Origin of the sequence: Octadecabacter algicola (assembly GCF_021532625.1) — a bacterium.
Classification (GTDB): Bacteria; Pseudomonadota; Alphaproteobacteria; order Rhodobacterales; family Rhodobacteraceae; genus Octadecabacter; species Octadecabacter algicola.
In genome coordinates this window covers 526,692-539,707 of sequence record NZ_JAKGAR010000002.1, presented here as the reverse complement: position 1 = coordinate 539,707, position 13,016 = coordinate 526,692, and the positions used below count along the sequence as shown (strand labels likewise).

The 13,016-nt window shown below is 55.0% G+C and carries 11 protein-coding genes; all 11 read left to right on the top strand.

Going from position 1 to position 13,016, the window contains the following annotated elements:
* Window positions 1-23: 23 nt before the first annotated feature.
* The 11 genes from L0666_RS09465 to L0666_RS09415 all read left to right on the top strand — a co-directional run bounded on the left by L0666_RS09465 (window position 24) and on the right by L0666_RS09415 (window position 13,006).
* Window positions 24-1,280 (top strand): ABC transporter substrate-binding protein, encoded by a 1,257-nt coding sequence (locus tag L0666_RS09465; protein WP_235261066.1) that lies wholly within the window; start codon window positions 24-26, stop codon window positions 1,278-1,280.
* A 119-nt stretch (window positions 1,281-1,399) separates the two neighbouring features.
* Entirely contained in the window at window positions 1,400-2,317 is a 918-nt protein-coding gene (locus L0666_RS09460; protein ID WP_235261065.1) for a carbohydrate ABC transporter permease, read from the top strand.
* Window positions 2,317-3,165, top strand: a complete 849-nt coding sequence (locus L0666_RS09455; protein ID WP_235261064.1) for a carbohydrate ABC transporter permease — start codon at window positions 2,317-2,319, stop codon at window positions 3,163-3,165. Before L0666_RS09460 ends, L0666_RS09455 begins: the two co-directional genes overlap by 1 nt.
* Window positions 3,162-5,246 carry an alpha-galactosidase gene (locus L0666_RS09450; RefSeq protein ID WP_235261063.1) on the top strand — a complete coding sequence of 695 codons (2,085 nt, stop codon included), beginning with the start codon at window positions 3,162-3,164 and terminating at the stop codon, window positions 5,244-5,246. The genes L0666_RS09455 and L0666_RS09450 overlap by 4 nt, the downstream gene beginning before the upstream one ends.
* Window positions 5,243-6,952, top strand: a complete 1,710-nt coding sequence (locus L0666_RS09445) for an IlvD/Edd family dehydratase (RefSeq protein WP_235261062.1) — start codon at window positions 5,243-5,245, stop codon at window positions 6,950-6,952. The genes L0666_RS09450 and L0666_RS09445 overlap by 4 nt, the downstream gene beginning before the upstream one ends.
* Entirely contained in the window at window positions 6,952-7,722 is a 771-nt protein-coding gene (locus tag L0666_RS09440) for an SDR family NAD(P)-dependent oxidoreductase (RefSeq protein ID WP_235261061.1), read from the top strand. Before L0666_RS09445 ends, L0666_RS09440 begins: the two co-directional genes overlap by 1 nt.
* Before the next feature lie 5 nt (window positions 7,723-7,727).
* Window positions 7,728-8,633 carry a 2-dehydro-3-deoxygalactonokinase gene (locus L0666_RS09435; protein WP_235261060.1) on the top strand — a complete coding sequence of 302 codons (906 nt, stop codon included), beginning with the start codon at window positions 7,728-7,730 and terminating at the stop codon, window positions 8,631-8,633.
* Between the two features lie 2 nt (window positions 8,634-8,635).
* Entirely contained in the window at window positions 8,636-9,244 is a 609-nt protein-coding gene (locus L0666_RS09430) for a 2-dehydro-3-deoxy-6-phosphogalactonate aldolase (protein ID WP_235261059.1), read from the top strand.
* On the top strand, window positions 9,241-10,092 hold the full coding sequence (locus L0666_RS09425) for an SMP-30/gluconolactonase/LRE family protein (protein ID WP_235261058.1): 852 nt from the start codon (window positions 9,241-9,243) through the stop codon (window positions 10,090-10,092). The genes L0666_RS09430 and L0666_RS09425 overlap by 4 nt, the downstream gene beginning before the upstream one ends.
* Entirely contained in the window at window positions 10,089-12,005 is a 1,917-nt protein-coding gene (locus L0666_RS09420) for a beta-galactosidase (RefSeq protein ID WP_235261057.1), read from the top strand. The genes L0666_RS09425 and L0666_RS09420 overlap by 4 nt, the downstream gene beginning before the upstream one ends.
* A complete protein-coding gene (locus L0666_RS09415; RefSeq protein WP_235261056.1) occupies window positions 12,002-13,006 on the top strand; it encodes an aldose epimerase family protein in 1,005 nt (334 codons plus the stop codon). Before L0666_RS09420 ends, L0666_RS09415 begins: the two co-directional genes overlap by 4 nt.
* The last annotated feature ends 10 nt before the right edge of the window (window positions 13,007-13,016 follow it).

Here is a 13,016-nt window from a genome sequence, read left to right as displayed (position 1 = left end):
TGAAACGTGTCGGGGAGGACACCATGAGCAAAACATTCAAGGGAACAATAGCAGCGCTATCTGCTGCAACCATTCTGGCGGGCAGCGCGTCCGCCCAGTCGCTTTCTGGCGATCTTCGCATCGTCTCTGACATGTCCAACCCTGCGCCACGCGCGGTGATGGAAGGCCTTGCTGCTGACTTTGGCGCAATGCACCCTGATCTTAACATTGAGCTCGAGATCGTTGATCGTGAAGCTTGGAAAACTCAAATTCGCAACGCGTTGACAGCCAATGCGCCAGACGTTGTTAACTGGTACGCAGCAACACGTATGACACCATACGTCGACGCGGGTCTGTTCATGGACATTTCTGATTTGTGGGAAGATCCTGCAATGGCAGATCTCGCATCAACAAAAGGTGCGATGACGTTGAACGGCGCTCAGTGGGGCGTTCCGTACACATACTACCAATGGGGCGTCTACTACCGCAAAGATATCTTTGAGGAGCTTGGCCTTTCCGAACCCACAACTTGGGATGAAGAGATTGCCAACTGTCAGGTGATCGTCGATTCCGGCCGCGCGTGTTACACCATCGGATCCAAATACCTTTGGACTGCTGGCGGTTGGTTCGACTACATCAACTCGCGCACCAACGGGTACGAGTTCCACATCCAGCTCGCCAACGGCGAAGTTGAATGGACCGATGATCGTGTTCGCGAAACATTCGCCAACTGGCGTACCCTTATCGATATGGGCGCATTCATCGAAGACCACCAAGCATACAGCTGGCAAGAAGCATTGCCCTTCATGGTAGACGGTGAAGCCGCATCCTATCTGATGGGTAACTTTGCAGTTGCTGCGATGCGCGACGGCGGCCTGACAGATGATCAGTTGGACTTTTACCAGTTCCCACAGATCAACCCTGATGTTGCACCAGCTGAGGATGCGCCAACAGATACGTTCCACATCCCAAGTGGTGCACAGAACGTTGAAGCGGCCAAAGCGTTCCTGCTTTATGTGACTTCACCTGACGTTCAGTCCGCGATCAATGGCGGCGACGCACTTGGTCAGCTACCTGTGAACGCAGCAGCAGCCGTTTCTGATGACAAGTTCATTCAGGAAGGCTTTGACATGCTGTCCAACAACGCATCTGGCGGCATCATGCAGTTCTTCGATCGCGATTTCCCAGCGGAAATGGCATCGGTCGGCATGGAAGGCCTGCAGGAATTCATGGTGTTCCCCGACAATCTGGACGACATCCTTGAACGCCTCGAAGACACGCGTCAGCGCGTCTACCAGTAAGCGGCATTCGGGCGGGCCCAAGTGGCCCGCCCACACCATCTACATCACATCCAATCCCAACCTATCTGTAAGCCGCGCTTTGCGTCTTTCACATGCGTTGACGCGTCAGGAGACTCCCAATGGCAACGGCCACCACTCAGAACAGAAGCTGGTATAGACGAAATGAAATAGCGGTGACGCCGTGGCTCTTTCTTTTGCCCGGTATTCTCTTTTTCGCGCTTTATGTAATTATCCCAATTTTTCAGTCGGTCTGGATTTCCTTCCATGAATGGGATGGCTTAGGCGAAAAAACATGGGTGGGTACCGCAAACTATGAACGCCTGTTGGGCGGGGATCGCAAATTCGAGACCTCATTCTGGAACAACCTCAAGTGGTTGGTTCTTTATTTGCTAGCCATTCCGATGGGCCTGTCGATCTCGTTATTTCTCAACCAAACCGTGCGCGGCATCCGGCTTTATAAATCGCTGTTCTTCTTCCCCTTTGTGATTTCACAAGTGGTCGTCGGCTTGGTGTTTTCTTGGTTTTACCTGCCCAATGACGGGCTATTTGACGTGATCACCGGTCTTGTGGGGATCGACATTAAAGGTGGTGTTTTGGGCAACCCGAACACGGCGACCTATGGCATCATCGCTGCAGGGCTTTGGCCGCAAACTGCATATTGTATGATCCTGTACCTCACTGGCTTGAATGCCGTTGACCCCGAACAAGTCGAAGCCGCCCGATTGGACGGCGCAAAAGGCCTCAAAATGCTTTGGTATGTGATCATCCCACAGCTAAAACCTGCAACGTTCATTGCCTTTGTTGTAACGATCATCGGTGCTTTGCGGTCCTTTGACTTTATTGCCGTTATGACCAATGGCGGACCGTTCGGGTCAACCCGCGTCTTGTCGTTCTACATGTTCGAAGAATCCCTTTCTGAATTCGGGTTCCGCATGGGCTATGGCGCGGCCATCGCTGTTGTCTTGTTCTTCATTATGCTCATCTTCATCGGCTACTTCTTGTGGTCGATGTACCAAGACGAAAAGGGCGTGCGCTGATGTTTCCCAAACCTTTAGAAAAGTCATCACGCAACTGGCAGATCAGCTATCAGGTTTTGTTGCCGCTAACGCTTATTGTCTGGCTTTTGCCATTGATCGCAGTCGCAGTTTTTTCGATCAAACCGGAGGCAGATTTCGTCAACGGTAACTATTGGGGCCTCCCATCGTCGTTCGAGTTCTTCACCAATTACGGTAAGGTCTTCTTTGAATCCGACATGCCACGATACTTGTGGAACTCTGTGTTGATCACCGTTCCAACCGTGATCGGCTGCATCATCTTATCATCGATGACTGGGTTTGCCCTTGGTGTATATAAGTTCCGCGGCAACCTGTTGATCTTCTTCATGTTCATTGCCGGCAATTTCGTGCCCTTCCAAATCTTGATGGTACCTGTGCGCGACCTGACGCTGTCGTTGAACCTTTACGACACAAAACTGGGTCTAATCTTGTTCCATGTGGCCTTTCAGACAGGGTTTTGTACGCTGTTTATGCGCAACTTCATTCGCGCCTTGCCGTTCCCTCTGATCGAAGCCGCCCGTGTTGAGGGCGTGAGAGAATGGCGCATCTTCCTTTTCGTAGTCTTGCCGCTGATGAAACCTGCGCTCGCCGCCCTTGCAGTCTTGATCTTTACGTTCATCTGGAACGACTATTTCTGGGCGATCGTTTTGACCCAAGGACCAGACAGCCAACCTGTAACTGCCGGTATTACGTCATTTAACAGTCAGTTTCGCGCAGCCTATCATTTGATGTCTGCAGGCAGCATCGTCGCTGCCCTGCCACCTGTGGCGATGTTCTTTCTCATGCAGAAGCACTTCATCGCAGGCCTAACTCTCGGAGCCGTAAAATGATCCAATGCTGGCGACTGGATGACAGCCGTCAATCGCTGGTGCTCGGATCCCACAAAGACCGCCTCGCTGAGGTGGTCTATTGGGGCCCGCGCCTGCCGGATGACGAAGACCTGACAACTCTGTACGACGCGCACGCGATTGATGTGACGGGCGGCATGCTGGACAGCAATCCGGAACTGTCCTTGTGCCCCGAAGCGACCCGCAGTTTCCCCGGCCAGCCAGGATTGATCGTGCGGGCAACTGATGGCACCCCCATGTTGCCAAAGTTTTGCTTTGCTGAGGCGCAGGAAACCACCAATGGTCTGTCGCTGGTGTATACGGACACCACAAATGCGCTGACCTATAGTGCGCGATTTTCGATCCACCCGCGTACGCACATGATCGAGGCGCAAGCCACACTTGAGGCATCCGCGCCCGTCCATCTTCACTGGCTCAGTGCGCCAGTTTTTCCGGGTTCGCAGCAATCTGACGAAATGATCGATGTCGCGGGCCGCTGGTGCGGTGAGTTTCAATTGAACCGCACGCCGTGGTCTGCAGGCATTCGGTATCGTGAAAACCGAACTGGACGCACAGGGCATGAACACTTTCCGGGACTGATCGTGCCATGTCGTGGGGCGACCAACACGCAAGGCCACGCATACGCATTCCACTACGGTTGGTCCGGTGGGCACCGAATGGTGGCCGAAGAATTACCCGATGGGCGTCGCCAAATTCAGTTCGGTCACGCAGCACGCATGGAAACCGAACCTAAGACGCGTTTCGAAACCGCGCCACTTTATGCTGTGTTTTCGGACGACGGAATCAACGGCTGCGGGGTAGCTTTTCAACGTCACCTGCGCGATGAAATCGTTACCTTCCCTAACACCGAACGCCCCCGTCCTGTACATTACAACTGCTGGGAAGCGATCTATTTCAATCACAACCTTCCAGAACTGAAAGACATTGCTGACCGTGCAGCAGGGCTTGGCGCTGAAAGGTTCGTGTTGGACGATGGCTGGTTTGGAAACCGCGATGACGACACCCAAGCCTTGTCGGATTGGGAAGTCGACCCACGTAAATACCCTGATGGTCTAACACCACTGATTGATCACGTTCACGGCCTCGGCATGACGTTTGGCATCTGGTTCGAACCAGAAATGATCAACCCAGACTCCGACGTGTTCCGCGCCAATCCGCATTGGGCTCTCGGCAGCGAAGATCAAATTCTTGGCCGTCAACAAATGGCTTTGAACATGGCATTGCCAGATGTGCGGGATTTTTTGTTTGATCGGATCAGTGCCGTTCTGCGCGACAACGACATCGAATACATTAAATGGGACCACAACCGCGTTCTCCCTATGCCCGACGCAGCTCAAACGCGGGGGTCATATGAATTGATCGACCGGCTTCGCGCTGCGTTTCCTGATGTTGAGATCGAAAGCTGTGCCTCGGGCGGCGGGCGGATCGACTTTGGCATTCTATCCCGCACCCACCGCGTTTGGCTCAGCGATAGCAACGATGCTTTGGAGCGGTTGAAGATGCAGCACAACGCCGCGATTTTCTTGCCCATGGCCGTGACAGGCAGCCATGTTGGTCCGCGCAAATGCCATACCTCGGGGCGCATCATGGATATTCGGTTCCGTGCTTGGGTCGCCGCCCAGCGCCATATGGGTTTTGAAATGGATCCTCGGGAGTTGACCGATGAAGAAGCCGGTGTTCTGAAAGACGTCACCAGCTGGTGGAAGACCAACCGCGATTGGACATACCGTGCTGATATTTTGCGCCTCGACAGTCCAGATGACGCCATAGTTGCAGAACAGCATTTGTCTGAGGGCGGCGAGAAGTTCGTTGTCTTTGCTGGCAAGGCCGCCACATCGGATCAGATTTCCCCGCGGCCACTGCCCCTCACGCGCCTGACGCCTGACGCCAAGTACCGTATTGAATTGGTCAACCGCGCCGATGCCGAAGCCTTATCACGCGGCGACCAAGCCCTTAAATCCGGCCCTCTGGTTCTCAGTGGCGGCTATCTGATGGCCCACGGCCTAACACTGCCATGGTCCTTCCCTGATACCATGTGGGTCATTGAAGGAACCTTGGTATGACCAATGATCGCCGCAACCGCGCATGGTATGGAATGCTCGACAAGGACGGGTTCATTCGTCGTTCTTGGATGAAGAACCAAGGGTTTCCTGACCATGCCTTTGATGGGAGGCCTGTCATTGGCATCTGCAACACATGGTCGGAACTGACACCCTGCAATTCCGGTCTGCGCGAACTGGCCGAAGGGGTGAAACGCGGCGTATGGGAAGCCGGCGGGTTCCCCGTGGAATTTCCTGTGATGAGCCTTGGTGAAACACAGATGAAACCGACCGCCATGCTGTTTCGCAATCTGTTGGCAATGGACGTCGAAGAATCCATCCGCGCCTATGGAATGGACGGGGTGGTTTTGCTTGGCGGCTGTGACAAGACAACTCCGGGGCAATTAATGGGGGCGGCGTCCGTCGATCTGCCCACCATCGTGGTAAGTTCAGGCCCTATGCTGAACGGCAAATGGAAAGGCCGCGATCTTGGATCGGGAACCGACGTACGCAAATTCGCGATGGACGTGAAAGCGGGCGATATGACGCTTAAGGATTTCATGGCAACCGAAGCAGGCATGAGCCGATCCAAGGGCGTTTGCATGACCATGGGCACGGCCTCGACGATGTCGTCTTTGACCGAAGCGATGGGGCTGGCGTTACCGATGAACGGCTCCCTCCCCGCTGTTGATGCCCGCCGCATGGCATTGGCGCACCTTACCGGAAAACGTATCGTCGAGATGGTCGAAGAAGACGTAAAGCTATCGGACGTTGTAACCAAAGAAAGCTTCGAGAACGCCATCCTAGCCAACGCAGCACTTGGTGGGTCAACCAATGCGGTTATTCACCTTTTGGCGCTGGCAGGTCGTGTCGGCATCGATCTGACACTGGAAGATTTCGAAATCGGCGGTGAAATCCCCCTGCTCGTCAATTGCATGCCATCGGGCAAGTATTTGATGGAGGACTTCTGTTATGCTGGCGGCGTGCCTGTGGTTCTAAAAGAATTATCCGCAAAGATTCGGCCAGCGAATACAGTCATGTCCAAAGACATCTCAACCTATTACGAAGATGCCGAATGTTTTAATCGCGATGTGATCTTTGCTTATGACGACCCGCTAAAACCCGCTGCGGGTCTGCGCGTTTTGCGCGGCAACCTTGCCCCAAATGGCGCAATCGTCAAACCGTCTGCTGCGTCTGATCACTTGCTCGAACACGAAGCCGAAGCCTATGTATTTGAAACAATAGAAGACCTGAAAGCCAACATCGATCGTGACGATTTACCTGTGGATGAAAACACCATTCTCGTCTTGAAAAACTGCGGGCCAAAGGGATACCCAGGGATGCCTGAAGTCGGCGATATGCCAGTGCCGGCGAAGCTGGTTAAAAAAGGTGTCCGCGACATTATCCGAGTGTCTGACGCCCGCATGTCCGGCACCGCATTTGGCACAGTCATTTTGCACGTTGCCCCCGAAGCAACGGCAGGTGGGCCGCTTGCGTTGGTGCAAACAGGCGATCGCATCCGCATTTCAGCCAAAGGCGGTGTCCTCGAACTTCTCGTGTCTGACGCAGAGATGGCAGAACGTCACGCCGCTTGGACACCACCAGACCCGCATTACACACGTGGCTATGCCAAGATGTATGTTGATCATGTATTGCAAGCCGACCAAGGCGCAGACCTTGATTTCCTCGTCGGCAAAGACACGCGCCCCGTCACAAGAGAGAGCCACTAATGACCCAAACAGCGACCTTCCATGACCTAAAGGGTCAAAGTGTTTTCATCACCGGCGGCGGTTCAGGCATTGGTGCGTTTCTAACGGACGGGCTAATGGCGCAAGGTGCCAAGGTGGCTTTTGTTCAGCGATCTGATGCGACCGAATTCGCCGATGAGATGGAGCAGAAACACGGCGTGCGCCCGTTGTTTATGCAGTGCGACATCACAGACATTTCACGTTTGAAATCCTGCATCGCACAGGCCGCCGAGGCCCATGGCCCCGTTACCGTTCTGGTCAACAACGCTGCCAATGACAAACGCCATACGACAGCAGAAGTCGACGAAGATTTCTGGGATTGGTCGCAAGCCGTCAATCTCAAGGCATACTTCTTTGCCTGTCAGGCCGTGATAGATGCTATGCGCGCGGCGGGTGGTGGATCTATCATCAACTTTACCTCGATCAGTTACATGATGGGCAACACGGGCTACCCGTCTTACACCACAGCGAATTCCGGCATCAACGGAATGACTCGTTCGCTCGCGCGGGAATTCGGCCCTGACAAAATCCGTGTCAATGCGCTCGCGCCGGGGTGGGTTTTGACGGACAAACAAAAGGAAATGTGGGTTACACCCGAAGCGCTCGCTGGGCACCTTGATCGCCAGTGTCTTAAAGACACGCTTGCGCCGCAGGATATGGTGGATGCCGTTCTGTTTTTGGCGTCTAATACCAGCCGAATGATGACAGGTCAGTCGCTTGTTGTTGACGGCGGCGTTGTGACAACGGGGTAAAACACATGACAGAGACGGCAACATGGATTGCGGTGGATTGGGGAACCTCCAATCTGCGCGCTTGGGTGTTTGGCGCGGGCGACGCTTTGATTACGCAACTGGGCTCAGACCAAGGTATGGGAAGCTTGGCACCCGATCAGTTTGAACCTGCCCTCTTGGACCTAATCGCACCCTATTTGGGCGATGCCCCGACGCCCGTGATTTGCTGCGGCATGGTTGGTGCGCGACAAGGTTGGCAAGAGGCGGCATATGTCTCAGTTCCGGCTGTCCCGCCGTCCGTCACTAACGCGACAAAAGTACCAGCCAAAGACCCACGCCTTGTGCCTGTGATCCTCCCGGGAATGATGCAGGCCAATCCTGCCGACGTAATGCGCGGAGAGGAAACACAAATTGCGGGGTTCCTATCCCAGCGCCCCGATTTTGACGGGGTCCTGTGCCTTCCTGGCACGCACACAAAATGGGTCCGTATCAGCGCTGGTGAGGTCGTCAGTTTTTCTACCTACATGAGTGGTGAGATGTTTGCGCTGTTGTCCGAGCAATCTGTCTTGCGCCATTCTGCCCAAAGCGACGGCTGGGACAACGATAGCTTCTTAAACGCTTTGGACGACACACTCAGCAGACCACAGAACCTTGCGTCGCGACTGTTTGGTTTACGTGCGGAAACGCTGCTCAATGACATGTCATCGACCATTGCAAAATCACGTTTGTCCGGCTTTTTGATTGGCCTCGAACTCGCAGGTGCGAAACCCTATTGGCTCGGCCAAGAGATTGCATTGATCGGCGATCCCAAGTTGGCCCAGCTTTATAAAACCGCCCTTGATCAACAGGGCGCACCCTCTGAAATTCATACCGGCGACGACATGACGCTCCTTGGCCTCAAAGCCGCATATGCCAGCTGGAAGGACTCCTAAACATGACCCGCAACATCGTCGCGATCCTACGCGGAATCAAACCAAACGAAGCTTTGGAAATCGCTGAAACTCTTATCGACTGCGGCATCACCAAGATCGAAGTGCCGCTCAATTCTCCCGACCCGTTCAACAGCATTGAGCAAATGGCTCGCGCTTACGGCGATGATGCGCTGATCGGGGCTGGCACTGTGCTGACAACGGATGACGTCACCCGATTGAAAAACTCAGGCGGTGAACTCGTGGTTTCGCCCGATTGTAATCCTCAGGTGATCGAGGCAACCAAAGCCGCCAGCATGTTGTCGTTTCCAGGGGTTTTGACACCGACCGAATGTTTTACCGCTTTGCGTCATGGCGCTGATGGATTGAAGTTCTTTCCCGGGACCTTGATCGGACCTGATGGTGTCAAAGCGATCCGCGCAGTGTTGCCAACGGGCACCGAAGTTCTTGCCGTTGGCGGCGCAGGGCCTGAAAACTTCGCTGATTGGAAAGCGGCAGGCGCCGATGGGTTTGGTATTGGCAGCGCGCTTTACAAGCCGGGCTTTACGGCTGCCGAGGTTCGCGAGCGCGCTATGCACATGGTTAAGACCTATGACGAAGTTTTTGGCGCATGACCGCAACGGTCTATGATCCACGCACCTGTTCGCTGGGTGAAGGGCCACTTTGGCACCCAGAACGCAGCCAGCTGTTTTGGTTTGATATCAACAATAAGCGGCTTCTGAGCCGGGTCGATGACCGTGAGATGGTTTGGCAATTTGACCGCCATGTGTCCGCTGCCGGCTGGATTGACCACGATACCCTTCTGATCGCCAGCGAAGTCGAGCTTTTTGAATTCAACGTTGAAACCGGCACGTCCAAGCCACGCTGCCCGCTAGAACCCGAAAACCCGCTGACACGTTCAAACGATGGCCGCGCTGACCCGTGGGGCGGGTTTTGGATCGGAACGATGGGCAAGCAAGCCCAACCCAAGGCTGGCGCAATCTATCGTTGGTACAATGGCGAACTTCGCACGTTGTTTGATGGTCTAACGATCCCGAATGCGATCTGCTTTTCGCCAGATCGTGAATTTGCATATTTTGCTGACACCCCCACCCGCCAAATCATGCGCCAACCGCTTGGGACTGATGGTTGGCCCAACGGAAAACCGTCCCTGCATGTCGACTTGGTAACCCAAGGCCGCAATCCGGACGGGGCCGTCGTTGATGCCGATGGCAACTTGTGGAACGCTCAATGGGGCGCATCCCGCATCACATGTTATGACACGCGGGGGCGAGAATTGATGCATGTCGACATGCCTGCAGAGCAAGTCTCATGCCCTGCATTCGGCGGAACAGATTGTACGACGCTCTTTGCCACGACTGCGGCCGAGGGCATGCACGCCCCTTCCGATACTCAGGGCCAAACCTTTTTCACAAAGCTCGACCAGAAAGGTCAGCCAGAACATCGCGTGATACTGACATGAAACGAACTCTAGGCACTTGCTATTACCCAGAACATTGGTCCCGCGACATCTGGGAAGACGACGCACGGCGCATGGTCGAGGCCGGCCTCAAGTGGGTTCGTATCGGCGAATTTGCGTGGTCACGGCTCGAACCTGTCGCGGGCCAGTATGATTTCAACTGGCTCGATGACGCGATTGAGGTTCTTGGTGCCGTTGGCCTGAAGGTTGTACTTGGCACACCAACAGCTACCCCGCCGCGTTGGATGATCGACCGTCACCCTGACATGATTGCCGTTGATGTTGACGGACGCCCTCGCAAATTCGGATCGCGCCGCCACTACTGTTTCAGCCACGAAGGTTACAAGAAAGACTGCGCATCAATCGTGTCAAAACTGGCAGAACGATACGGTAAGAACCCACATGTCGCAGCATGGCAGACGGACAACGAATACGGTTGCCACGACACCACCATTTCATACAGCGATGCCGCCCGTGTTGCGTTTCAAGGATGGCTTCAGATGCAGTTCGACGGCGACATCGCTGCGCTTAATTCGGCTTGGGGCAATGTGTTCTGGTCGATGGACTACGACAGGTTTGACCAAATCGATCTGCCCAACCTTACCGTCACTGAACCCAACCCGTCCCATACGCTGGCTTTCCGGCGGTTTAGCTCCGATCAAGTTGTGGCGTTCAATCGGATACAAACCGATATCATTCACGCTCATTCTGGCGCTCCAATTTCACATAACTACATGGGCCGGATCACAGATTTCGACCATTTCAAAGTCGGGGACGACCTCGAGATCGCGACATGGGACAGCTATCCTTTGGGATTTCTGGAAGACCGCGTCGGCGCGGATGCGGAACGTCAACGGACTTTCGCCCGCCAAGGCGACCCAGACTTTCAAGCGTTGCACCACGACCTATACCGCGCTGTTGGTAAGGGGCGTTGGTGGGTCATGGAACAGCAACCCGGCCCCGTAAACTGGGCGCCTTACAACCCAGCCCCGCTGCCAGGCATGGTCCGCCTGTGGTCATGGGAGGCCTTTGCTCACGGTGCCGAAGCGGTCTGCTATTTCCGCTGGCGTCAGGCCCCCTTTGCACAGGAACAGATGCATGCGGGGATGTTGCGCCCTGATAGTGCGGATGCACCAGCAATGGGCGAGGCTATGCAGGTCGCCGCCGAGTTGAAAGACGCGCCTGACGTAGTCCAAGCCCAAGCCCAAGTAGCGCTGATCTTTGACTATGACGCCGATTTCGCTTGGGCAACCCAACCCCACGGTGAGGGGCTCAGCTATTTCGGGCTGGTTTTTGACACCTACCGCGCCCTACGCAGCCTTGGCCTATCGGTGGATATCCAACGCGCCGATAGCTCTGACTTTGAAGGGTATAAGGTAGTTATCGCGCCAGGCTTGATGCACATGAGCGAAGACGTGAAAGCGGCCCTAACGGCATCAAGCGCACAAGTCCTGATAGGGCCGCGCAGTGGTGCGCGCGATGCCAACATGGCAATTCCAATCCCCCTGCCGCCCGCTATTCCTGATTTGGACGTCACCGTCTCCTACGTCGAAAGCCTGCGCCCCGACCTGCCAATCCCGTTGAAAGGCGGCGGAATGGTTCACCAGTACATGGAAGCCTTGGAAGGAACCGCAAGCATCGTCGAAACCACTGAAAACGGCGCGGCAGTTGCAATGTCCAGCGGTACCGTGACGTACCTCGGTGCGTGGTTGGACCTCGCTGGCCTTCAGCGGGTGATTGGCAATGCTTGCGCAGCCGCTGGCGTTACAACAGTTACCCTGCCTGACGGCGTGCGGATCCGTGATTGCGGCGCTGAACGGTTCTGGTTCAATTACAACGCTAACCCCGTCACAATTGACGGTATGTCCATTGAAGCCGCAGGGGTTGTGCGACAGTCCGCACCGAAACAACTATGACCAACGTTGAGGTCTTTGGCCTCGCGGCCGACGGGTCGGATGTGAACCGTATCACGATCGAACGCGACGGGCTTCGCGCCTGTCTGATATCACAAGGTGCAACGTTGCAAGATTTGCGGCTTGCCGGGCACAACAGGCCGTTGGTGCTTGGGTACCCAATCCTGCAACCTTACCTGAAAAACCCGAATAACTTTGGCGCAACAGTTGGCCGGTTTGCCAATCGTCTAAAGGGCGGCGTGGCCAATATCGCAGGTCGGCCTCACCAAATGGACCGCAATACTGCCGAGGGCCATCACATTCACGGTGGCCATGATGGAACGGCAACCCTGAATTGGGAAGTCGCGGAACACTCGTTGACCCATGTGCAATTTAAGACCCGCCTTGCAGATGGCCACATGGGTTTTCCGGGAACGATGGACGTGCAAGCGACCTACCGAATTCTAACCGCCCAAACCCTTGAGATCGAAATCACAGCGACCACAACCGCAACGACCCTGTGCAGCTTTGCTCATCACAGTTACTTCAATCTGGATGGCAGCAGAACCATCGACGACCATCGGCTCCGCGTTTTTGCGGACAAATATTTACCCATTGAACGAGATGGTATTCCCACGGGAGACATCGCGGACGTCACCGACACACGCTTTGACTTCAGGGCATACAGGCCGCTTGAAGCCTCGAATAGGTTAGACCACAATTTTTGCTTATCGAGCCAAAGGCGTGACCTCCAACCAGCAGCCGAGCTGACAGGGGCAGACGGACGGGTTACAATGCAGGTGGCGACAACCGAGCCCGGAATCCAGATCTATGATGGGCAAGGCATTGGCGGCGCCAATGCAGCTGGCTTAATTGGGACAACCTACGGCCCGCGTTCAGGCTTAGCGATTGAGCCGCAGTTATGGCCCGATGCGCCGCACAACCCGTCATTTCCGCCTGCAGAACTGCATCCAAACGAAGTCTACCGGCAAGTGTCACAGTTTAGCTTTACCCAATCGACTTAACGCTACGGGG

What these genes read in the sequence shown, in the direction of transcription:
- L0666_RS09465 (WP_235261066.1), top strand. Translation starts at nt 24, where the DNA reads ATGAGCAAAACATTCAAGGGAACAATAGCAGCGCTATCTGCTGCAACC.
- L0666_RS09440 (WP_235261061.1), top strand. Translation starts at nt 6,952, where the DNA reads ATGACCCAAACAGCGACCTTCCATGACCTAAAGGGTCAAAGTGTTTTC.
- L0666_RS09435 (WP_235261060.1), top strand. Translation starts at nt 7,728, where the DNA reads ATGACAGAGACGGCAACATGGATTGCGGTGGATTGGGGAACCTCCAAT.
- L0666_RS09460 (WP_235261065.1), top strand. Translation starts at nt 1,400, where the DNA reads ATGGCAACGGCCACCACTCAGAACAGAAGCTGGTATAGACGAAATGAA.
- L0666_RS09445 (WP_235261062.1), top strand. Translation starts at nt 5,243, where the DNA reads ATGACCAATGATCGCCGCAACCGCGCATGGTATGGAATGCTCGACAAG.
- L0666_RS09455 (WP_235261064.1), top strand. Translation starts at nt 2,317, where the DNA reads ATGTTTCCCAAACCTTTAGAAAAGTCATCACGCAACTGGCAGATCAGC.
- L0666_RS09420 (WP_235261057.1), top strand. Translation starts at nt 10,089, where the DNA reads ATGAAACGAACTCTAGGCACTTGCTATTACCCAGAACATTGGTCCCGC.
- L0666_RS09415 (WP_235261056.1), top strand. Translation starts at nt 12,002, where the DNA reads ATGACCAACGTTGAGGTCTTTGGCCTCGCGGCCGACGGGTCGGATGTG.
- L0666_RS09430 (WP_235261059.1), top strand. Translation starts at nt 8,636, where the DNA reads ATGACCCGCAACATCGTCGCGATCCTACGCGGAATCAAACCAAACGAA.
- L0666_RS09425 (WP_235261058.1), top strand. Translation starts at nt 9,241, where the DNA reads ATGACCGCAACGGTCTATGATCCACGCACCTGTTCGCTGGGTGAAGGG.
- L0666_RS09450 (WP_235261063.1), top strand. Translation starts at nt 3,162, where the DNA reads ATGATCCAATGCTGGCGACTGGATGACAGCCGTCAATCGCTGGTGCTC.